Here is a 21,856-nt window from a genome sequence, read left to right on the forward strand (position 1 = left end):
TGGGTGGGGCAGTGCGCGAGCCCCGGATATGCCAGCATGGGAGACGACGCACCGCGCACGGGGAGCAGAGGAGCACGGCGTGACCGACGAGCAGAACTGGCAGGCGCCTGGCACGCGTCCGAGCGCCTCCGGATCCGACCAGCAGCACAGCGCCGCGCCGCCGGTCCCGCCTCCTGCGCCCCCCGTCTACGGGCAGCAATCGCCCGGCTTCGGGCAGCAGTTCCCCGCGTACGGTCAGCAGAACCCCTACGGTTATGCCCCGCCGAGTTGGACGCCTCCGCCCAAGCCCGGTCTCATCCCGCTGCGCCCCCTCAGCTTCGGCACCCTGATCGGCGCACCGTTCCAGACATTGCGGCGCAACCCCAAGATCACCGTCGGTGCTGCCCTGCTGATCCAGGGCATCCCGGCCATCGTGGCGAGCCTGCTCATCTTCGGCGGCGCCGCGCTGCTCCTCGGCCGGCTGAACAACGCCGATCAGGCCGACCAGAGCACCCTCACGGCGGGCGCGATCGGCGGCTCCATCGTGCTCGGCCTCCTGTCGCTGGTGGTCTCGGCGGTCTCCGAGGCGCTGCTCCAGGGCGTCGTCGTCGGTGAGGTCGCCCGTGGCACCGTCGGCGAGAAGCTCACCTTCCGGGCACTCTGGCAGCTGGTGAAGGGCCGGATCGGGGCGCTGATCGGCTGGACGTTCCTGCTGGCGATCGGCTGGGGCGTGGTCGTCGGGCTCCTCATCGTGGTCGCGGTCGTCCTGTTCTCGCTCGGCGGCCCCGCCGCCATCGTCGGCGGCATCCTGGTGCTGTTCATCGGCGGTCTCGGCATCGCCGCGCTCGCCATCTGGGTGAACACGAAGCTCGTCATGGTGCCGAGCGCCCTCGTGCTCGAGCGGCTGAGCCTGCGCGCCGCCGTGGCCCGCTCCTGGTCGCTGACCCGCGGATATTTCTGGAAGACGTTCGGCGTCGTCGCGCTGATCACGCTGATCGCCTACATGGTGGCGCAGATCATCTCCTTCCCGTTCGGGCTGATCGGCGGCATCATCGGCGGCATCGCCGCCCCGACGTCGATGAGCGATCCGCAGGCGAACGAGGTGTCGCAGGTGATCGTGAGCCAGCTGAGCGTCAACGTGCTCGCCAGCATCGTCACCTCGATCGTCGGTGCGATCATGTCCGTGGTGAAGACCTCAGCCCTCGCGCTCCTTTACATCGATCTCCGGATGCGCAAAGAGGGACTCGACCTCGAGTTGGTCCGCTTCGTGGAGGCCCGGCAGACGGGCCGGACCGACGTGCCCGACCCGTATCTCGCACCGGCGCGGCCGCAGGAGCCCTTCGCACAGCAGCCCTACGGGCAGCAGCCGCCGTCCGGGTGGTATCCCCCGCCGCCTCCGCCGCCCGCCGCATGACCGGAGTGCTGCTCATGCTCGTCAGAGCCGACCTGCCGGTCGATCCGAGCTCTCCCGAGGCCAAGTCCTGGATCGACGGCGAGCTCGCCAAACCCGAATACCAGGCGGCGAAACCCACCTGGTTCGACATCGCCTCGAAAGCGGTGCAGGACTGGCTCGGTTCGCTGTTCCAGGGGTCGGGCGGGGCGTTCGGCCCCGTGCTCCTGACCGTCGTGATCGTGCTGATCGTCGCTCTCATCGTCACCGCCTTCGTGATCTTCGGCGTGCCGCGCCTGAACCGCAGGGGCGCCGAGGGCCGACGCTCGCTGTTCGGCGACGACGATCTGCGGTCGGCCGCGGAGCTCCGCGCCTCCGCGGCGGCGGCGGCCCGCGCGGCGGACTGGGTGCTGGCGATCGAGGAGCTCTTCCGCGCCGTCGCGCAGGGGCTCGACGAGCGCACCATCGTCACGGTCAGCCCCGGCACGACGGCCACCGAGTTCGCGCTGCGAGCGGCGGCCGCGGTCCCTGCCGAACGTGAGCGGCTCGTCGCCGCTGCGCGCTCCTTCGACGACGTGCGCTACCTCGGCCGAGCCGGAACCGAGGGGCAGTATCAGCAGCTCGTCGCGCTCGACGACGCGCTGCAGCGGATCCGGCCCGCCTTCACTCCGGTCGAGCCGGTGGGCGCATGAGCGACCTCCTCGAGCGCCAGGACGCTCCCCCGCCGACCGAAGCGGACGCGCTGTCGCCGTCGGTGCGGCAGGTGGGCCGCCGCAGCATCCCGTGGCTCGTGCTCGGCGCGATCGCGGTGCTCGTCGCGCTGCTGGGCATCCTGCTCACCGGCGCGGACCGTTCGGCCGGCGTGCCGCTCGACCCGGCGAACGCCGGGCTCGTCGGTGGCAAGGCGGTCGCGGAGGTGCTCCGTCAGCAGGGCGTCGACGTCCGGCCGGCCGGAACCCTGGCGGAGGTGCGCGACGGGGCGACCGACGACACCACGGTGCTCGTCTTCGATCCCGACGCCAACCTCGACGACAGCGGCTACGACGCGCTGACCTCCATCGCCTCGTCCATCGTGGTCGTCGAGCCCGACTACCGGGCACTGCAGCGGCTCGCTCCCGGCGTGCGGGCGGCGGGTGGCGTCGCGGGATCCGGTCCGGTCGACGCCGAGTGCTCCGTTCCGGCCGCGGTTCGCGCCGAGAGCATCGATCCGCGGCCATCCGGCAACGAGAGCTCGGTGAGCGCGGGCGGCACCTTCCGCATCGTCGACGGCGGGGCCACCGGATGCTTCGGCAGCGGCGACCGGTACTCCCTCGTGACCACGACGGTCGACGGCCGATCAGTCGCGCTGCTCGGCTCCGCCGCCGTGCTCATGAACGACACGGTCGGCCGATCCGGGAACGCCGCGCTCGCCCTCAACCTGCTCGGCGCCCACCGCACGCTCGTCTGGTACCAGCCGGGGATCGCCGACCGCGCCGTCACCGGTCCCCCGGACATCTCCGCGCTCACGCCCGGCTGGGTGACGCCTGTCGTGATCCTGCTGGTGCTCGTCTTCATCGCCGCCGCGTTCTGGCGGGGCCGCCGCTTCGGTCCGCTCGTCGTCGAGGATCTGCCCGTCGTCGTGCGCGCCGGCGAGACGCGGGAGGGCCGCGCGCGCCTCTACCAGCGGTCGTCGGCGCGGCTGCGCGCCGTCGACGCCCTACGCATCGGGACGCTCGGCCGTCTGGCATCGATCGCCGGGCTGCCGCAGGCGACGGGCGCGGGCGAGATCGCGGATGCGGTGGCCGCGCTCATCCGCCGCGACCGCGGCACCGTGCGTGCGATCCTGATCGACGACGTCCCGCGGACGGACGCCGACCTGATCGCCCTGTCCGACTCACTCGCGGAGCTCGAACGAGCCACCGCAGCAGCCGTCACCCCCGCACAGCCGGGGCCGACCGGAAGAATGGATGCATGACCGACGTCACCACCGGACAACTCGCCAGCCCCGACAGCCCGGCAGCCGGGCCCTCCGTGCAGGCCCCCTCCCCCGATCACGCGGCCCTGCGCCATGCGCTCAGCCAGGTCAGGGTCGAGGTCGGCAAGGCCGTCGTCGGCCAGGACGGCGCGGTCACGGGACTGATCATCGCGCTGCTCGCGCGCGGTCACGTGCTGCTCGAGGGCGTGCCCGGCGTCGCCAAGACCCTCCTCGTGCGCTCACTCAGCCACGCGCTCAGCCTGGACACCAAGCGCATCCAGTTCACCCCCGACCTGATGCCCGGTGACGTGACCGGTTCGCTCGTCTACGACGGCAGCACGGGCGGCTTCGAATTCCGCGAGGGCCCGGTCTTCACGAACATCCTGCTCGCCGACGAGATCAACCGCACGCCCCCGAAGACGCAGTCGGCCCTGCTGGAGGCGATGGAGGAGCGGCAGGTGAGCGTCGACGGCGTGAGCCGCGTACTCCCCGACCCGTTCATCGTGGCGGCCACCCAGAACCCGATCGAGTACGAGGGCACCTACTCGCTGCCCGAGGCGCAGCTCGACCGCTTCCTGCTGAAGCTCACCCTGGACATCCCCGAGCGCGAGACCGAGGTCGAGGTGCTCCGTCGCCACGCCGCCGGGTTCAACCCGCGCGACCTGGCCGCCGCCGGCGTCACCCCGGTGCTCACCGCCGGCGAGCTGGCCGCCGCGCGCGCCGCCGCCGGCTCTGTCGGAGCGACCGCCGATGTGCTCGCCTACATCGTCGACCTCGCCCGCGCGACGCGTCAGAGCCCGTCGGTCAAGCTCGGCGTCAGTCCCCGCGGGACGACAGCCCTGCTGGCCGCCGCCAAGGCGTGGGCGTGGCTCTCCGGCTACGACTCCATCACCCCCGACCACGTGCAGGCCATGCTGCTGCCGGTCTGGCGGCACCGCGTGCAGCTACGACCGGAGGCCGAGCTGGAGGGCGTCGGCGTCGACGCCATCCTGCGCTCGATCGTGCAGCAGGTCCAGGTACCGATCTAGGACCCGCGACCGTGACCGTATCCGGGCGTTTCGTCGCCCTGCTCGCCCTCGGGGTCGTCCCGGTGGTGCTGCTCGGCGCGCACGAGGCGACCGCGTACGCCGTTCTGGGAGCGTGGATCGCGGTGTGCGTGGTGCTCGGCGTCATCGATCTGCTCGCGGCCGCCTCTCCTCGCCGCGTCGCGGTGGAGCGGCGGACACCGGCGCGGGTTCGGCTCGGCGCCGAGGCGCCGATCGAGCTGCTGCTGACGAACACCGGCTCGCGCACGATCCGCGGCCAGGTGCGGGATGCGTGGGAGCCGTCGGCGGGCATCGCCCGGTCGCGCACGCCCATCGTGATCCCTCCGCGGGAGCGCCGCCGGGTGGCCACGACCCTCACGCCGTGGCGTCGTGGCGAACGCCGAGTCGCGCAGGTCACTGTGCGCAGCTGGGGACCGTTGCACCTGGCGGCCAGGCAGGCGACGCTCAGCGCGCCCGGCCGCATCCGCGTGCTGCCGCCGTTCAGCTCGCGCAAGCACCTGCCGTCCCGCCTCGCGCGGCTGCGGGAGCTCGACGGCATGACCAGCGTGATGCTCCGCGGGCAGGGCACGGAGTTCGATTCGCTGCGCGAATACGTGCGCGGCGACGACGTGCGCTCGATCGACTGGCGTGCGACGGCGCGGCGCCACGATCCCACAGCCGGGCACGGTGCACGCGTCATGGTGCGCACCTGGCGCCCGGAGCGCGACCGACACGTGGTGATCGTGATCGACACCGCACGCACCTCCGCCGCGCGCATCGACGACGAGCCCCGCATCGACACCGCCTTCGAGGCGTCCCTGCTGCTGGCGGCGCTCGCCAGCAGGGCGGGCGACCGGGTGGATCTGCTCGCCTACGACCGCACCGTGCGCGGGCGCGTGCAGGGTGTCACCGGCCCGGACCTGCTCCCCCGGATGGTCGACGCGATGGCGGGCATCGAGCCCGCCCTGATCGAGATGGACTGGAGCGCCGTGCCGTCGCAGGTGGCGCAGCTCACCACCCAGCGCTCGCTGGTCGTCCTCCTCACCTCCATCGAGGCTCCTGGGGCCTCACGCGGACTGCTCTCCGTGCTGCCGCAGCTGTCGAGGAAGCACGTGGTGGTCGTGGCATCGGTCACCGATCCGGAGACTCTGCGCGCGACGACGGCGCGAGGCGACCGGGACGGGGTGTATCGCGCTGCTTCCGCCGAGCGCACGCTGCTCGACGTGGCGCGCGTCACTGCGGCGGTGCAGCGTCTGGGCGCGGATGTGGTCACCGGCTCCTCCGAGGACCTCCCGCCCGCGCTCAGCGACCACTACCTGGCGCTGAAGGCCGCCGGCCGGCTGTAGCGGCGGCTACCGGGGCCGCGCGGCCGCGCACAACTCCGGAACACTCGGCCGACGCGCCGGCCGATCCGGCACAACTCCGGAAGCCTGCGCGCATTCGCCCCGGACTTCCGGAGTCACGACTCCAGCTGCGGCACCGGTCGGCAGCAGGCCGGCGAGCGCGGCGCCCTCAGCCGGCGACGATCCGACGCGATCCGGCCTCGAACTCGCTGAGGTCGCCTGTCTCGCCCGCTCGCACCGCGCGGCGGCCGAGCACCAGCATGTAGACGAGGAACGCGGCGAGCGCCAGCGCTCCGATCGTGATCTTCGCCCAGACCGGCAGCGACGACGGCGTGACGAATCCCTCGATGAGACCCGACACGAACAGGGTGATCGCGCAGCCGATCGCCACCGTGAACAGAGCGCGCCCGTCTTCGGCGAGCGCCTGCGCCCTGGTTCGGGCGCCGGGCGCGATCCAGGCCCAGAAGATGCGGAGGCCGGCCGCCGCCGCGACGAACACGCTGGTCAGCTCGAGCAGGCCGTGCGGAAGGATGTACGCGAACATCACATCGCCCTTTCCGAAGGCGAAGAGCACGCCGGCCGCCGTGCCGACGCCGATGGCGTTGCTGAGCAGCGCGTACGGCACCCAGACACCCGTGATCCCGAAGGCGACGCACTGGGCCGCGATCCACGCGTTGTTCGTCCAGACCTGTCCGGAGAACGAGGCGGCGGGGTTGTTCGAGTAGTAGTCGATGAACGTGTGATCAACGTACTGGCGCAGCTGGGCATCCGTGCCGAAGTTCGCGAGCACATCGGGGTTGCCGGCGATCCAGGCGGCGTACAGGGTGGCGACCACGATGGTCGCCACCGCGACCGCCAGCACGATCCACCGGATGCGGTACAGAGCGGCCGGCAACTGGGCGACGAAGAACTGCGGGATCTGCGAGAACAGATTCGCGCCGGCCCCGGTGAAGCGCAGGCGCGCGGCCGCCAGCGAGACGGACAGCCGGTCGCCGACGGCGGTCGAGCCGGCGAGCGTCTTGATCGCCGAGAGATCGGTCGCACCCGACTGGTAGAGGTCGATCAGTTCGTCGGCCTCGCGCCCGTCGAGACGCCGTCGCTTCGCCAGGACGGCGAGCCGGTCCCAGTCCTCACGATGCGCGTCCGTATATGCGTCGAGGTCCATGTGCTTAGGCTAATGTCAGAGAGACCATGGTCGAGCCTTTTCAGACGCCCGGCGAGAGAGAACTCGTCACCGGTGAGGCCGTCGCGCTCGACGTCAGACCGGCCAGTTACATTCTTCGCGCCGCGGGCGCCGCCATCGATTGGCTCACGTCCATGCTCGTCATGCTCGGGTTGATCCTGCTGGTGTTCTGGACGGGCGGGGGCGTAGACGACGCGCTGGCCAAAGTTCTGGCGGTGCTGATCATCGTGTTCGGCACGGTCATCCTCCCCACCACCGTCGAGCTCGCCTCCCGCGGGCGGTCGCTCGGAAAGCTCGCGGTCGGCGCCCGCATCGTGCGCGACGACGGAGGGGCCATCGGCTTCCGCCACGCGTTCATCCGGGCGCTCGTCGGCGTGCTCGAGATCTACCTGACCTTCGGTGGCATCGCCGCCCTCGCCGGGCTGCTCGACCCGCGCTCGAAGCGGCTCGGCGACCTGCTCGCCGGCACCTACAGCCAACTCGAGCGGGTGCCTCGCGTGACGACCGTACCGCTGGCCCTCCCGCCCCAGCTGGCTGTCTGGGCGCAGACCGCGGACGTCGGCAAGCTGCCCGACCGGCTCTCCCGCCGGATCGCGCAGTACGTGCGCCAGGCGCCGTCGCTCACACCCACCGCACGCGCCGGGCTGAGCGGCGAGCTGGCGAGCGAGGCGGCCGGCTTCGTGTCCCCGCTGCCCCCGGTCGACGCCGAGACCTTCCTGCTCGCCGTGAGCGTGCTCCGCCGCGAACGCGATGCCGCCGCGCTGCGCCTCGAGCACGACCGGCTGCAGCGGCTGGAGCCCGTGCTCGACGGGCTGCCGCACGATTTCCCCGACCGCTGAGCCGAACGCATCCGCCCGTCCCCCGCTCGCCGCCCACCGACCGGACCGCCGCACCCCAGGAGATCGCATGCCCGAATACCGCGCACACTTCGACGCCACCGTCACCTTCATCAACGGCGGAGGTCTGGAGGCCACCGGCTTCCGGCTCGACCTGCCCTCCGCCGAACTGGGCGAGGCGGAGATCGGCCGGCTCTTCATCTCCCACCTGGGCCTCGCCCTCGTCGGTGACGTGACACTTCGCGGGCTCTCGATCGTCGAGGAGCAGCACCGTGGCAGCCGGGGCGTCGAGGCCGCCGCGCCCGCGGCCGGGGCGCCGGAGGTCGCCGCACGCCGTCGGATCGTCGACCTGAGCCACCGCATCCGGGCCGGACTCGTCACCTACCCCGGGCTGCCCGAGCCGGTGATCACCCCGCACCTGACCCGTGAGGCCTCGCACGCCATCTACGCCCCCGGCACCGAATTCGCGATGGACGTCATCACCATGATCGGCAACACCGGTACCTACCTCGACAGCCCGTACCATCGGTACGCCGACGGTGGCGATCTGTCGTCGCTCGCTCTCGACACACTGGTCGACCTGCCCGCGGAGGTCTTCCATCTCGCGGACGCGGACTCACGCGGCATCCCGGCCGAGGTCTTCTACGACCGGGCGCTGGCAGGCACCGCCGTGCTGCTGCACACCGGATGGGACAGGTACTTCGGCACCCCCGCCTACGCGTCGAGCGCTCCATTCCTCACGGAGGCGGGCGCCCAGCAGCTCGTGGATGCCGGTGTCACACTGGTCGGCATCGACTCGCTCAACATCGACGACACCGAGTCGGGCGGAGCGCGCCCGGCGCACTCACTGCTGCTCGCCGCAGGCATCCACGTCGTGGAGCACCTGACGGGTCTGGATGCGCTGCCCGCCCGGGGAGCACGGTTCACCGCAGCGCCGCCCGCCGTCGAAGGGTTCGGCACCTTCCCGGTGCGCGCCTACGCCGTGCTCTGACCCGCTACGTCGTGCTCTGACCCGCTCAGTCGTGCAGGATGCGCTGGAACAGCACGTGGTCCTGCCAGCGACCGGCGATCCGCAGGTAGTCAGCGGCGACGCCGATGCGCTCGAAGCCCGACCGCACCAGCACCGCCTGCGACGCGTGATTGGCCGGAAGTGCTGCGGCCTGCAGGCGATGCAGCCCGAGGTCGTCGCGTGCGGTCCCGACGACCGCGGCGAGCGCGCTGGAGGCCAGACCGCGACCGGTGTGATCGCGATCGAGCCAGTAGCCGACCGAGGCGCTCTGGAACGCTCCGCGCACGATGTCGCTGAGGTCGATCGCTCCGGCGATCGAATCGCCGTCGACGAGCACGAGCGGCAGGGCGACGCCGCGATCGCGGAGCTCGAGCTTCTCGCGGATGCGCGCGTGCTGCCCCTCGGCGGTGTAGAACTCCTCCGTGCGGGTCGGGTCCCAGGGCGCCAGGTGGCCGCGATTGCGCGCGAACGCGTCGGCGAGACCCTGCGCGTCGTCCTCGGTGCGCAGGCGCAGAACGATGCCTCCGGGCAGCTCCCGGGCAGCGAAATCGATGGCCATCAGTAGCGGTAGTGGTCGACCTTGTACGGGCCGTCGACCGGGACGCCGATGTACGAGGCCTGCTCAGGGGTGAGGGTGGTGAGCTCGACGCCGAGCGCGTCCAGGTGGAGACGCGCGACCTTCTCGTCGAGGTGCTTCGGCAGCACGTAAACGCCCACCGGATAGTTCTCCGGCGACACGAAGAGCTCGAGCTGCGCGAGCACCTGGTTCGTGAACGAATTGCTCATCACGAAGCTCGGGTGTCCCGTGGCGTTGCCGAGGTTCATCAGGCGTCCCTCGGAGAGCACCAGGACGCTGCGACCGTTGGGGAGCCGCCATTCGTGCACCTGCGGCTTGATCTCGATCTTCTCGGCACCGTCGAGGGTCTCGAGGCCGGCCATGTCGATCTCGTTGTCGAAGTGGCCGACGTTGGAGACGATCGCGAGGTGCTTCATCGCGAGGATGTGGTCGACCGTGATCACGTTGAGGTTGCCCGTGCCGGTGACGAAGATGTCGACCTCGCCGACCACCGACTCGATGCGCGACACCTGGAAGCCGTCCATCGCCGCCTGCAGCGCATTGATGGGGTCCACCTCGCTCACGATCACGCGGGCGCCCTGGCCGCGCAGCGCCTCCGCCGCGCCCTTTCCGACATCGCCGTAGCCGGCGACGAAGACGACCTTGCCGCCGATCAGCACGTCGGTGGCGCGGTTGAGGCCGTCGGGCAGCGAGTGCCGGATGCCGTACTTGTTGTCGAACTTGCTCTTGGTGACCGAGTCGTTGACGTTGATGGCCGGGAAGAGCAGCTGACCGTCGCGGGCGAGCTCGTACAGGCGGTGCACGCCGGTGGTGGTCTCCTCGGTGACGCCGACGATCTCGGCGGCCGTGCGCGTCCAGCGATCGGGGGATGCGGCCAGCGAGGCGCGCAGCGCGGCCAGGATGACCCGGTACTCGTGGCTGTCGCCGGGAGCATCGTCGGGCACGGCGCCGGCGAGCTCGAACTCGCGGCCCCGGTGCACCAGCAGGGTGGCGTCGCCTCCGTCGTCGAGGATCAGGTTCGGGCCGATCCAGTCGGCGCCGGCTGCCTCTGCCTCGGAGGTCCAGTCGAAGATCTGCTGGGTGCACCACCAGTACTCCTCGAGCGTCTCGCCCTTCCAGGCGAACACCGGGACACCGGCGGGATGCTCGACGGAGCCGTCCGGACCGACCGCGATCGCCGCGGCCGCCTCATCCTGGGTGGAGAAGATGTTGCAGCTCGCCCAGCGCACCTGCGCGCCGAGAGCGACAAGCGTCTCGATGAGCACCGCGGTCTGCACAGTCATGTGCAGCGAGCCGGCGATGCGGGCTCCGGCGAGGGGCTTGGATGCGCCGAACTCCTCGCGCAGGGCCATCAGCCCCGGCATCTCGTTCTCGGCGAGCCTGATCTGGTGCCTGCCGGCTTCGGCGAGCGAGAGATCGGCGACTTTGAAGGGCAGTGCGGTGGTCGAGTCAGCGACGGTGGAGGAGGCCATTGCCCCATTCTCGCATCCGCGGGCCGTTGCCCGCCCCGCGCGGCGGTGGCCGACCGATCAGCGGTGCCGGCCGCTCAGGCGCGGATGAGCGCCAGCACCTCGTCGCGGATGCGCTCCATCGTCTGCTGGTCGGCCGCTTCGACATTGAGGCGCAGCAGGGGCTCCGTGTTCGAGGGCCGCACCGAGAACCACCAGAACGCCTCGTCGCCGCCGGAGAAGCCGTTCACGGTGAGGCCGTCGAGCTCGTCGAACTCGCCGCGGCCGGTGAAGGCCTCGACCACTCGGGTGAACGCGCCCGGGACATCGGCGACCGTCGAGTTGATCTCCCCGGACATCGCGTACGGCGTGAACTGGGCAGAGAGCGCCGACAGCGGCCGGTCCTGAGAGCCGAACTCGGCCAGGAGGTGCATCGCGGCGAGCATCCCGTTGTCGGCGCTCCAGAAGTCGCGGAAGTAGTAGTGCGCCGAGTGCTCGCCGCCGAAGACGGCGCCGGATTCGCGCATCGCCGCCTTGATCAGGGAGTGCCCGACGCGGGTGCGCAGCGGGGTGGCGCCGGCGGCCTCGACCGTCTCAGCGACGATGTTCGACGTGATCAGGTTGTGGATGATCGTGATGTCGGCATCCGGGTCTTCTGCGCGGACCCGGGCGATCTCGCGGAGGGCGACGATCGCGGCCACCGCCGACGGCGTGACGGCGTCGCCGTTCTCGTCGATGACGAAGCAGCGGTCGGCGTCGCCGTCGAAGGCCAGGCCGAGATCGGCGCCGTGCTCGACGACCGCGCGCTGCAGGTCGACGAGGTTCTTCGGCTCCAGCGGGTTCGCCTCGTGGTTGGGGAAGGTGCCGTCGAGCTCGAAGTACATGGGGATGATCGTGATCGGCAGCGTCGGCAGTCCGGCCGCCTCGCCGAGCACCGCTGAGACCGTGAGGCCGCCCATGCCGTTGCCCGCGTCGACGACGACGGTGATCGGCCGGATGGAGCCCAGATCGACGAGCGACCGGAGATACGCGGCGTAGTCGGCCAGCACATCCTGCTCGCGCAGCGATCCGGTCTCGGCCACGGCATCGATGCCGTCGTGCAGGTAGACGGCGGCGCGGTCGCGCACGGCTCCGAGGCCGGTGTCGAGGCTGAGCCCCTGGGCGCCGGCGCGCGAGAGCTTGATGCCGTTGTAGGTCGCCGGGTTGTGGCTCGCGGTGAACATCGCGGCCGGCGCGTTCAGGGCGCCCGACGCGTAGTACGACTCGTCGGTGGAGCACAGGCCGATCGAGACCACGTCGCCACCGCGGGCCTGCGCACCGCGGGCGAACGCCGCCGCGAACGACGGCGAGGAGTCGCGCATGTCGTGCCCGACGACGACCTCGTGCCCGGCAGCACCGACCTCGTCGACGAAGGCGGCGCCGATCGCGGCCACGACCTCCTCGGTGAGATCCGATCCGACGAGGCCTCGAACGTCGTAGGTCTTGACGACGGCATCGAGGCCGGCACGGTACGGGTCGGATTCAGAGGAGTTGCTCACGCCCCATAACCTACTTCACCGAACACTTCGTGACGCACGACCTGCCAGCCCTGCGGGGCGGACATGCGTTCCGCGTGGATGGCGCACAGGTCGTAGCTGTGCGGCTCGTGGCTGAGACTGAGCGGGCCGAGCACGGCCATCGAATCCGCGTACACGTAGGTGAGCGTGGCCACGGCATCGCGCGGGCACGCCACGCGGGAACAGGGGCGGCTCAACATCGGGCTCAGAATACCTGAGTGCCGGCGACGTAGGATGACGACATGCCCCGCAACCGCCGCACCAGCAGTGAGCCGCCCGCGACCTCGCGCTGGCGCAGCCGCCACGGCCGTGGTGCCCGCGGACCGGTGACCGGACCGCATCTGCCGATGCTGAACAACCGCATCGACGCCTTCGACATGACCGTCGCCTCCACCGCCGACTACCTCAAGGGCATCTGGCCGAACGAGCTCTCCGACGTGCACTTCGAGGTCGCCGCCACGCCCATCGGCATCACGGGCGACGACGGCGTCGACCGCTGGCAGGTCGATCACGCCCACCGCCGCGTCGTGCTGTACCGGGTGCCCATCCAGCGGCTGGCGAAGCTGCACAGGAACGACGACCTGCATCGCCGGATGTACGTCGAGGGCTGCGTCTTCCGGGCCGTCGCAGAGCTCCTCGGCAAGGACCCGTGGGACCTCGCACCGGAGCGCTTCCGGCACTTCTGATCCCGGCGGTCAGCGCGCGTAGACGTCGAGCGGCGCCGCCAGCGGCCCAGGCGGGTTCAGCGCGAACGATGACGCACTGCCGTCCTTCGAGAAGCTGATGCTGGTGACGAGGTCATCAGCCCCGTCCGCGGTGTAGGTTCCGGCGGGGATCGGCCGGTTCACCGCCCCTTCGCCCGGAACGGTGAACTTCAGCTTCTTGCCGCTCTCGGCCGTCAGCGTGACCGCCCGGTCCGTGGTACCTGCATTCGCCAGGTGGATGATCGGCGCGGGCGCCGACGGGACGACCACGAGGAACCGGTCGCTCATCGGCTGCGACGACACGAACCACGAGAAGTCGCGGGTTTTGGCCCCCATCACCGATGTGCGGGCTGCGGCGACGACGGGCTCCGAAGAGTGCACCGTGACCGTGTAGTTGCCGTCTTTGAGGTTCTGCAGGGGGATCTCGGCGACGACACCCGGCTTGACGGTGACGGAGACCGAATTGCCGGCCGCCGTACCGCTCTCGCCGACCGCGCCGACCGCGACCTCCGCCGGCTGGTCGCCGGGCACGAAGACGCGCACCGCCGGAAGATCGACACCGTAGCCCTCGCCGGTCTGCGCAGCGGTCACTTTGGCGAGGTTCCTGATCGTGACGCCCGAGATCACCTGCGTCTGCGACGGAGCCCCTGTTGCCCCGCTGAGCTCGGCACCGCGCGGCTCGATTCCCTGCTCGTAGCTCTGCTGCAGCGACGCGAGCACCTGGCCGCCGGAGGTCTTCACGTGCACGACGGGAGCGGTCACACTCGGGGCGAGGCCGGCCAGCGGCACGACTGTCTGGGAGCCGGGCGGAATGACGATGCCGGCGGCGCCCGGGGCGTCCACGGCTCCGGTCTCGGCGAAGATCGTCAGGTTCACCGTCGCTTCCACCGACGTCGGGTTGGAGAGCAGCACGAGGCTGGTCTGACCGAGTGCCGTCGAGCCGGCGACCAGCCAGCTGTCGGCGCTCGGCTCATCGCACGACGCCGCGGCGAGGCCGGCGAGGTCGTCGGTGGACGCATCCTGCCATTGGGCGCCCGCGAGGAGCGGAGGCGCCGTGGAGCCCGGGGGCGTCGGAACGGTGATGTCCAGCGGAGCCTCACCGGGATCCGAGGTGTCGGTCGCGGTCTTGAGCAGGCGGGTCTGCACGTCGGAGCTGTCGCTGCCGTACGAGGTGCTCGGCGCCCCGAACGCGGAAGGGCGCGTCGCGGACCCCGCGCCGGCCGCGAGAGCCAGCAACGGCCCCGGGCAGACACGCTGCTGATCGGCCGGTACGGGCGTCACGGTGGCCACCGGGGCGGTGATCGAGAACGACGGGATCGGCAGCAGGGTCGCGCCGGCGACGGCGACCACCGCGACTCCGACGCCGATCAGTCCGGTGAGCGCCCTCACGCTTATGCGGGCGATGCCGCGCTTGTCAGCCACGGGTGCCTCCTTCCGGCGTGCGACGCGGTCTGATGACCGTCTCGTCGAGGCCGTCTTCGAGTGTGGTGGGCGCGGCGGGGGTCCAGGCGGCAGGCGTCGGCGGCACGGTCTCCCGGGCGGGCTCGACGTCGTCGGGCTCACGCGGGTCGGCGGCCTCGACCTCGTCGGCCCCGCGCGGCTCGGCAGCCTCGCGCAGGTCATCGTCGGCGGCCACGCCATCCGGTTCATCCGTCGTCTCGGCTCGATTGCCGTCCGAGGCGGCCTGCGCCACCTCGTCGTCGCCGGCCGACTCCACCGCGGCCTCGTCGTCGGGCTCCGCCTCGTACTCGGAGAGGCTCTCGTCGCCGATCGACTCATCGTCCTCCGGCTCGTCCTCCGGCTCGACGGCGACATCGTCCTCGCGCACCGCGCGCCGCTTCGGCCGCCGTGCGTTGAGTTCGGCGACCCGGTCGGCCGAGCGGATGGTCGGCAGCGACATCAGCAGCGTGAGGGCGATCACGACGGCCTGCACGACGAGGACGATCGTCCGCCAGGTCCCGCCTGCGTCGGCCGGGATCTGAGCGGCCGGCGCGACAGCGGACGTGCCGCGGTCGAACGCCCACAGCTGACCGTTCGGCGTCGTGCCCACCGGCACCAGGATGGGATTCGCGTCGAGAGCGGTCGCCGCGCGGCTGCCGGTGGTCTTCGCGATCTCGGTCGGATGCTCGCTGCCAGTCTTCTGCGGGTCGAGCGTGGTCGCCGGTGGCGTGAGCAGTACGAAATCGACACCGAGCGTCTTCATGCGCTGAGTGGCGTCGTAGCCGCTCGCCGACGCGAGGTTGCCGCCGAGGGCCGCCAGTGCCTGCTGACGGGCGGTGAGTGTGCGCTCCGTCGAACTCAGGGTGCTCTGCTCGTCGAGCGTCTCTCCGGCGCCGCGCACCAGGTCGGTGGCGATGCCGCCGCCCGGCTCCGGAGTGATCCGGAGCGTGCCGACGCGGGGCTGCGTCGCCGCCTTGGCGGTCACGACCGCCGGCATCCTGCTGCCGCTGCTCGCGGACACGGCCGACTGGTCGGGGATGTACTGGCCGACGGCCGACGGCACGACCGCGACAGCGACGGCGATGAGCGCGACCCAGGCCGGGTAGACGGCCGCGCGCCCGACCGCGGAGAGGGCGAGCACGGCGGCGCCCACCAGCCCGAGCCAGTACAGGGACACCGCGGTGCCCGGCCAGATCGGAACGACCGTCGCCCCCATCGACGCCACCTGGAGGTGCAGCGCGGCGACGGCGGAGAGGAAGCCGAGCAGGGCGACGACGAGCGCCGCGACCGCACGCGACGAGCCGCGGAGGAAGAGGGCGAGGATCGCCAGCACGCCGAGCGGGGCGAGGAGGATCGGCACCAGGATGTTCGGCGCCGCTGCCGGGATGTCCAGAGCAGCGGCCAGCGTGTGCCAGCCGCCGAGCGTCCCATCCGGGAAGCCGAGCGCCAGCTGCCAGGCGGGCGTCTGCCGGGAGTTCTGCACGACGCCGGGGTCGGCGAAGATCGACAGCCACGCGCCGCGACCGGCCTGCTGCCACACGAGCGGTGCGAAGAGCACGACGGCCGGGAGCGGGATGAACACGATGCGTGCCGCACGGCGGCCGGCAAAGGCGATCGCCGCGATCCAGGCCACCAGCAGCCCGGGGATGAGGGCGGGCGCGCAGGCGAGGGTGGCGGCGGCGAGCAGGGCGGTCACTGCGCTCGCGGCCCAGGAACGGCGCGCGACCAGGCCGGCGAAGAACAACCAGGGAAGCAGCACGTGCGCGAGCACTGCGGCGGGCCTGCCGTCTTGCAGACCGACGAGCAGGGTCGGCGCGATCGCGTAGGTCAGCCCGGCGAAGGCGCGCAGCAGCGTGCGGTTGGTCAGCCGTGCGGCGGCGAGCCACGCGCCGAGGGCGGCGAGTGGAAGGGCCGCGACGTAGAGCACGACGAGTGAGAAAGAGGGGTTCCAGAACGTGAGAGTGCCGAGCACGGCGAGCACGGCGGAGAGCGGATCGGCGGCCCCGACGAAGCCGAGACCCAGGTCGCGCCAGCCGTAACCGAGATTCGCCCACAGCTGGCCGACAGAGCTGTTCAGCGGCAGCAGACCGCCGCCGCTGACGGCGCTGCTGCCGAGCAGCGGGAAGAACACCGCGATGCCGACGACGAGCGCCACGAGCACCGTCCAGCCACCACCGGTGCCGAAGAAGTCGAGCTCCTGCCGCTCCCCCTGCTGGCCGACCATCGCGGCCTCGCGTTTGAGAGCGCGCGCACGTCGCACCTCGGGGAACGGGATGCGGAGCGGCGCGATCGCCGCCCAGCTCACCGACTTGCTCGTGGCCAGCGCGCGGCGCGCGTTGCCGATGCGCATACCGGAGAAGGCGACCGCGAATGCTGCGGCCAGCTCCCCTCCGACCGCCCCTGGCTCCTTGCGGACGATGCGGCCGATCGATCGCAGGATCGCCAGCGGAACGAGGCTCAGCCAGTGGAAGGGAACGGCGGCGCCCGGCGCGTAGACCATGCGGCGATGCAGCTGGGCTGCGCGCCGTTCGCGGACGAGGCGGCGGCGCACCCGCCACTTGCGCGAGAGGTTCGGGCCGGCGACGCCGTCTCCGGCGATGGCCACCCGCGCCGCGGCGACCAGCGTCACGCGGAATCCGGCGAGCCGCACCCTCGTGCTGAAGTCGAGTCCGTCGTCGGCGGTGGGAAGGCCGGGATCGAAGCCGCCGAGCTGATCCCAGAGCGTGTGCCGCACGATCATGCCGGCCGACGACACGGCCAGCACATCGGAGAGACCGTCGTGCTGGGCCTGGTCCATCTCGTTCTCGACCAGGGGCACGGCGGCGCCGAACGGCGTCATGGCCTCACCGAGCTCCCGGATGAACGCCGGGTCCTCCCAGTCGACGAGCTTCGGGCCGGCGGCGGCGACCGACGGCGAGACCTCGACGGCGGCGAGCAGAGCCTCGAGAGCGCCGGGCTCCGGCGCCGTGTCCTGGGCGAGCAGCCAGAGCCATTCGTTGTCCGACGACGGCGGAGCGGTGACCCGGAGGGCGGTGGCGACGGCGGCCCCGAACGGGAGCTTCTCCTGCACAGAGACCAGCTGCGTCGGCCCGGATTCAGCGAGCAGGCGCGGGGCGTCGTCGGTCGCAGCGCAATCGACGGCGATCACGGCATCCGGTTTTCTCGTCTGCGCCGCGAGGGCGTCGAGAGTGCGCTGAAGGTGGTGGCCGCCACTGTGGGCGACGACGATGGCGGTGACTCTCGGATACATCGGAGTCAGCCTAAGTTGGGGTCGGGCGTATGCCGGTCAGTGTGTCGGGCGCGGCGCATATTCGCGCCGGGCGACCGGTCAGCCCGCGCGCTTGCGGAGTTTGCGGCGCTCGCGCTCGGAGAGACCGCCCCAGATTCCGAAACGCTCGTCGTTCGCCAGCGCGTACTCGAGGCACTGCGAGCGGACCTCGCACGAACCGCAGATGCGCTTGGCATCGCGAGTGGAGCCGCCCTTCTCGGGGAAGAACGCCTCGGGATCGGTCTGAGCGCACAGCGAGTCGGACTGCCAGGCCAGCGGATTGTCGTCGTCGACATTGGCCCGCACCCCCGGAACGCCGAGCTTGACCGGATCGATGAACCAGTCGTCGGGTACTCCAGAGCGATATTCAGGAACTGTCATATCGGTCTCCCACCCATTAACTGCAATGCACGTAAGGCAACGTGTTGTGATAATTACACCGTTGTCATTCGCTCACGTCAAGTCGCGAATCGTAAAGCCTTAAGCAGGAGTCGAGAGTTCACGACGCGCCGATGGCGCACAACAATCGCGACACGCCCGGGCGTTCTACCCCCGCGCGACCCGCTTTCAGGAGGCTGCCTGCCGTGCTTCCCAGGCGCTGCGGACCATTTCATCGAGTGAGTGCCTCATCCGCCAGTCGAGATCGCGTGCCGCGAGCTCGCCCGATGCCACGATCCTGGCAGGATCTCCCGGTCGCCGCGGCCCCACTTCTGGGGTGAACGCGATCCCGGTCACCTCGGCCACCGTCGCCATGATCTCGCCGACGGAGACGCCGTCTCCGCTGCCGAGGTTGTAGACGGGCTCGATCCGCTCGCGGGCGTCGAGGCGCTTGGCCGCAGCGACATGCGAGACGGCCAGATCGGCGACGTGGATGTAGTCGCGCACGCAGGTGCCGTCGGGCGTCGGATAGTCGTCGCCGTTAACGCGCGGGACGCGGCCGTCGACGAGCGCGTCGAAGACCAGCGGGAACAGGTTGTGGGGGCTCGTGTCGCGCAGGGCGGGGTCGCCGGAACCGACGACGTTGAAGTAGCGCAACGACGTGTGACGGAGCGCGGCCGCGACGCCCTGGTCGCGCAGCAGCCATTCGCCGATCAGCTTGGACTCGCCGTACGGCGACTGCGGGTTCTTGGGCGTCTCCTCGGTGACGAGGTCGACATCCGGCGTTCCGTACACCGCCGCGGACGACGAGAACACGATCGCGTCGACGCCGGCATCCTGCATCGCGGCCAGCAGCACCGCGGTGCCGGTCACGTTCTGCTCGTACGTGTGCAGGGGGCGCTGCACCGATACACCGGCGTACTTGAAGCCGGCCACGTGCACGACGCCGCTCACGGCGTTCTCGGTGAAGACGCGCTCGAGCAGCGGGCCGTCGAGGATGGTCCCCCGGTAGAACGGGACGCCCGCCGGCACGAACTCCTCATGGCCGCTCGACAGGTCGTCGACGACGACGACCTCGATCCCCTCGGCCAGGAACGCCCGAACGATGTGCGAACCGATGTATCCGGCCCCTCCGGTCACCAACCACGCCACGCGACGCACCTCCTCGCGCCGGCACCCTGCCGGCCCAACCGACCCTATCGCGACGACGTGACGCGTCGGGTGGGTGGGGTCAGACGAAGGCGGCCAGACCGGTGATCGAGCGTCCGACGATGAGAGTGTTCATCTCGCGGGTGCCTTCGTACGAGTACAGGGCCTCGGCATCGGCGAAGAAGCGGGCGACGTCGTAGTCGATGACGATGCCGTTCCCGCCGAGGATCTCGCGGCACCAGGCGACGGTCTCGCGCATCCGCGCCGTCGTGAAGGCCTTCGCCAGTGCCGAGTGCTCGTCGCGCTGCTCTCCGCGGTCCAGCATCTCCGACACGCGCGTGCAGAGTCCGATCGACGCGGTGATGTTGCCGAGCGACTTCACGAGCAGGTCCTGGATGAGCTGGTGGGAGCCGATCGGCTTGCCGAACTGCACCCGCTCCTTGGAGTACTTCACGGCGGCCTCGTAGGCGCCGACGGCGACACCGACGGCCGCCCAGGCGACCTCGGCGCGGGTGAGGCGCAGCACCGCCGCGGTGTCCTTGAACGTATTGGCGTTCTGCAGGCGCAGCGACTCGGGCACGACCACGTTCTCGAGTGTGATGTCGGCGTTCTGCACCATGCGGAGCGACTGCTTGCCCTCGATCTTGGTCGCGGTGTAGCCCGGCGTCGACGTGGGCACGATGAAGCCCTTCACCTGACCGTCTTCTGCACTCTTCGCCCAGATCACGGTGATGTCGCTGAACGTCGCGTTGCCGATCCAGCGCTTCGACCCGTTCAGCACCCAGTTGTCGCCGTCGCGGGTCGCGATGGTACGCAGACCCTGCGCCGAGTCGGAGCCCGACAGCGGCTCGGTCAGCCCGAAGGCGCCGAGAACCTCACCGGAGGCCAGCTTGGGCAGCCACTCCGCGCGCTGCTCGTCCGACCCGCAGACGCCGATCGCGCCCAGCGCGAGCCCGTTCTGCACGCCCACATAGGTGCTCACCGACGCGTCGACGCGCGCGAGCTCGAGGGCGACCCAGCCGCGGAACACCGCCGAGTTCTCGAAGGCGGCCGTCTCGGGGAAGCCGAGCCCGATGGTGCCGGTGCGATGCAGGCCCTCGATGATCTGGTGCGGGAACTCGGCCTTCTCCCAGTACTCGTTGACCACGGGCTTCACCTCGGACTCGAGGTAGGCGCGCAGGTCGGCGATGAACGCCTTCTCGCGATCGGTGAGGAGGTTCTCGTAGCCGTAGAAGTCGCTGGCGAGGGTCTCGAAAGCCATGTCTGCTCCATTGCGTGCCGGGGTGCGGATGCCGTCCAAGAGGACCAGCGTCAGCCTAGGCAGGTGGCACCGGCCGCTCAAAGCGGTTGGTAGTTTGGTCTAACGATTCGGAAGGGACCGTCACGGATGTTTGTGCGCATCGGCAATACTCCTCGCGATTACGCCTGGGGGTCCACCACGGCGATCGCCGGGCTGCTCGGAACGACTCCGTCGGGTCATCCGGAGGCGGAGCTGTGGCTCGGAGCGCACGCCGGCTCGCCCTCGGTGATCCTCGATCCATCGCAGACCGGCAGCGCGGCGGACCTCGCTTCGTGGATCGCCCACGAGCCCGGTTCGGCGCTGGGTGAGGGCGTGAATCGCCTCCCTTATCTGCTCAAGGTGCTCGCCGCCGCCGGCCCGCTCTCGCTGCAGGCGCACCCCTCGAACGCGCAGGCCGCGGCCGGGTTCGCCCGCGAGAACGCCGCGGGAATCCCCCTCGACTCCCCCGACCGCAACTACAAAGACGCCTCCCACAAGCCGGAGCTGATCTTCGCCGTCAGCGACACGTTCGACGCCCTCTGCGGCTTCCGCGATGTCGAGCGCAGCGCCCGGCTGTTCACGCGCATCGCCGACACCGCGGCCGACGGCGAACGTGCCGCGATCGCCGCGTTTGCCGAGACCCTCGCCGGCGAGCCCGCCGCCGTTCTGCGCTCGGCCACCGAATGGCTGCTCGGCGGCGACCCGGCCGTCGCGCAGCTGGTCGACGCGGTGGTCACCACCACCGCATCCGTCGACGCGGACCCGGCCGGCGACGACCTGGCCGTGGCGGCCGACACGGTGCGGATGCTCGCAGCGGCGTTCCCGGGCGACCCCGGAATCGTGCTCGCCCTCCTGCTCAACCGCGTCACCCTCCGGGCCGGGCAGGTGCTCTACCTGCCCGCTGGCAACATCCACGCCTACCTGCGCGGCCTCGGCATCGAGCTGATGGCGGCGAGCGACAACGTGCTGCGCGGCGGCCTGACCCCCAAGCGCATCGATGTGCCCGAACTGGTGAGCATCCTCGACTTCTCCCCCATCGACGCCACCCCGCTCGAGCCGGAGCGCCCCGCGCCCGGCGTCGAGGTGTTCCGGCCCGAGGAGCCCGACTTCGCGCTCGACCACGTCGTTGTGGGCGACGGCGTCGACGAGGTGCGTCTCGCGCTGCCGGGTGCCGCGATCGCACTCTGCACGGCCGGCGAGGTGACGATCGACGGCGCGCACGGGCGCATCACCGTGGCGCGCGGCGAGTCGGTCTTCGTGACCCCGGACGAAGAGGCGCTGACGATCAGCGGCTCCGGAACGCTTTTCGTGGCCGCACCCAACGTGTAGCGTCCCGGT

At 70.9% G+C, this 21,856-nt stretch carries 19 protein-coding genes; 9 read left to right on the plus strand and 10 right to left on the minus strand.

The window, feature by feature from the left end; translation table 11 throughout:
• The first annotated feature begins 79 nt into the window (after nucleotides 1-79).
• From AC1DB1_RS10875 to AC1DB1_RS10895, 5 genes are read left to right on the plus strand one after another with little or no spacing between them, the layout of a single operon-like run.
• Entirely contained in the window at nucleotides 80-1,393 is a 1,314-nt protein-coding gene (locus tag AC1DB1_RS10875; protein WP_477200776.1) for a hypothetical protein, read from the plus strand.
• Nucleotides 1,357-2,061, plus strand: a complete 705-nt coding sequence (locus AC1DB1_RS10880) for a DUF4129 domain-containing protein (protein ID WP_477200777.1) — start codon at nucleotides 1,357-1,359, stop codon at nucleotides 2,059-2,061. The genes AC1DB1_RS10875 and AC1DB1_RS10880 overlap by 37 nt, the downstream gene beginning before the upstream one ends.
• Nucleotides 2,058-3,323: a DUF4350 domain-containing protein gene (locus tag AC1DB1_RS10885; RefSeq protein ID WP_477200778.1), complete on the plus strand. Its 1,266-nt coding sequence runs from the start codon at nucleotides 2,058-2,060 to the stop codon at nucleotides 3,321-3,323. Before AC1DB1_RS10880 ends, AC1DB1_RS10885 begins: the two co-directional genes overlap by 4 nt.
• Nucleotides 3,320-4,351, plus strand: a complete 1,032-nt coding sequence (locus AC1DB1_RS10890) for an AAA family ATPase (RefSeq protein WP_477200779.1) — start codon at nucleotides 3,320-3,322, stop codon at nucleotides 4,349-4,351. The genes AC1DB1_RS10885 and AC1DB1_RS10890 overlap by 4 nt, the downstream gene beginning before the upstream one ends.
• Nucleotides 4,352-4,362: 11 nt before the next feature.
• Nucleotides 4,363-5,694: a DUF58 domain-containing protein gene (locus tag AC1DB1_RS10895; protein WP_477200780.1), complete on the plus strand. Its 1,332-nt coding sequence runs from the start codon at nucleotides 4,363-4,365 to the stop codon at nucleotides 5,692-5,694.
• Nucleotides 5,695-5,860: 166 nt separating this feature from the next.
• On the opposite strand, the gene AC1DB1_RS10900 is transcribed toward AC1DB1_RS10895, so the two are convergent.
• A complete protein-coding gene (locus tag AC1DB1_RS10900) occupies nucleotides 5,861-6,856 on the minus strand; it encodes a stage II sporulation protein M (protein WP_477200781.1) in 996 nt (331 codons plus the stop codon).
• 26 nt (nucleotides 6,857-6,882) lie between these two features.
• On the opposite strand from AC1DB1_RS10900, the gene AC1DB1_RS10905 reads away from it, so the two are divergent.
• Together AC1DB1_RS10905 and AC1DB1_RS10910 are read left to right on the plus strand one after the other, a co-directional pair.
• The gene (locus AC1DB1_RS10905) at nucleotides 6,883-7,713 is read left to right on the plus strand and encodes an RDD family protein (RefSeq protein ID WP_477200782.1); all 831 of its coding nucleotides are present in this window, start codon (nucleotides 6,883-6,885) and stop codon (nucleotides 7,711-7,713) included.
• 67 nt (nucleotides 7,714-7,780) lie between these two features.
• Complete coding sequence (locus AC1DB1_RS10910) at nucleotides 7,781-8,701, plus strand: cyclase family protein (protein ID WP_477200783.1); 921 nt, start codon at nucleotides 7,781-7,783, stop codon at nucleotides 8,699-8,701.
• 25 nt (nucleotides 8,702-8,726) lie between these two features.
• Here the strand turns inward: AC1DB1_RS10910 and AC1DB1_RS10915 are convergent, their stop codons facing one another.
• The 4 genes from AC1DB1_RS10915 to AC1DB1_RS10930 all read right to left on the minus strand — a co-directional run bounded on the left by AC1DB1_RS10915 (nucleotide 8,727) and on the right by AC1DB1_RS10930 (nucleotide 12,500).
• Nucleotides 8,727-9,278: a GNAT family N-acetyltransferase gene (locus AC1DB1_RS10915; protein ID WP_271176274.1), complete on the minus strand. Its 552-nt coding sequence runs from the start codon at nucleotides 9,276-9,278 to the stop codon at nucleotides 8,727-8,729.
• A complete protein-coding gene (ahcY, locus tag AC1DB1_RS10920; RefSeq protein WP_477200784.1) occupies nucleotides 9,278-10,768 on the minus strand; it encodes an adenosylhomocysteinase in 1,491 nt (496 codons plus the stop codon). Before ahcY ends, AC1DB1_RS10915 begins: the two co-directional genes overlap by 1 nt.
• Before the next feature lie 74 nt (nucleotides 10,769-10,842).
• Entirely contained in the window at nucleotides 10,843-12,282 is a 1,440-nt protein-coding gene (locus AC1DB1_RS10925) for a phosphomannomutase/phosphoglucomutase (protein ID WP_477200785.1), read from the minus strand.
• On the minus strand, nucleotides 12,279-12,500 hold the full coding sequence (locus tag AC1DB1_RS10930) for a DUF3499 family protein (RefSeq protein WP_271176271.1): 222 nt from the start codon (nucleotides 12,498-12,500) through the stop codon (nucleotides 12,279-12,281). The genes AC1DB1_RS10925 and AC1DB1_RS10930 overlap by 4 nt, the downstream gene beginning before the upstream one ends.
• A 42-nt stretch (nucleotides 12,501-12,542) precedes the next feature.
• Between AC1DB1_RS10930 and AC1DB1_RS10935 the strand changes: the two genes are divergently transcribed.
• Nucleotides 12,543-12,986: a metallopeptidase family protein gene (locus tag AC1DB1_RS10935; RefSeq protein ID WP_271176270.1), complete on the plus strand. Its 444-nt coding sequence runs from the start codon at nucleotides 12,543-12,545 to the stop codon at nucleotides 12,984-12,986.
• A gap of 9 nt (nucleotides 12,987-12,995) precedes the next feature.
• Here AC1DB1_RS10935 and AC1DB1_RS10940 read toward each other — a convergent pair whose 3' ends face one another.
• The 5 genes from AC1DB1_RS10940 to AC1DB1_RS10960 form a co-directional block, all read right to left on the minus strand.
• A complete protein-coding gene (locus AC1DB1_RS10940) occupies nucleotides 12,996-14,426 on the minus strand; it encodes a DUF5719 family protein (RefSeq protein ID WP_271176269.1) in 1,431 nt (476 codons plus the stop codon).
• Nucleotides 14,419-17,694, minus strand: a complete 3,276-nt coding sequence (locus tag AC1DB1_RS10945) for a glycosyltransferase (RefSeq protein ID WP_477200786.1) — start codon at nucleotides 17,692-17,694, stop codon at nucleotides 14,419-14,421. Before AC1DB1_RS10945 ends, AC1DB1_RS10940 begins: the two co-directional genes overlap by 8 nt.
• 78 nt (nucleotides 17,695-17,772) lie before the next feature.
• The gene (locus AC1DB1_RS10950; RefSeq protein WP_271176267.1) at nucleotides 17,773-18,093 is read right to left on the minus strand and encodes a WhiB family transcriptional regulator; all 321 of its coding nucleotides are present in this window, start codon (nucleotides 18,091-18,093) and stop codon (nucleotides 17,773-17,775) included.
• Between the two features lie 186 nt (nucleotides 18,094-18,279).
• The gene (galE, locus tag AC1DB1_RS10955) at nucleotides 18,280-19,242 is read right to left on the minus strand and encodes a UDP-glucose 4-epimerase GalE (protein ID WP_477200787.1); all 963 of its coding nucleotides are present in this window, start codon (nucleotides 19,240-19,242) and stop codon (nucleotides 18,280-18,282) included.
• Nucleotides 19,243-19,321: 79 nt separating this feature from the next.
• Nucleotides 19,322-20,500 (minus strand): acyl-CoA dehydrogenase family protein, encoded by a 1,179-nt coding sequence (locus tag AC1DB1_RS10960; protein ID WP_477200788.1) that lies wholly within the window; start codon nucleotides 20,498-20,500, stop codon nucleotides 19,322-19,324.
• 126 nt (nucleotides 20,501-20,626) lie between these two features.
• Here AC1DB1_RS10960 and manA point away from each other — a divergent pair, with 126 nt between their 5' ends.
• Nucleotides 20,627-21,847 carry a mannose-6-phosphate isomerase, class I gene (gene manA, locus AC1DB1_RS10965; RefSeq protein ID WP_477200789.1) on the plus strand — a complete coding sequence of 407 codons (1,221 nt, stop codon included), beginning with the start codon at nucleotides 20,627-20,629 and terminating at the stop codon, nucleotides 21,845-21,847.
• The last annotated feature ends 9 nt before the right edge of the window (nucleotides 21,848-21,856 follow it).

The organism is Leifsonia sp. 10N434 (assembly GCF_056394405.1).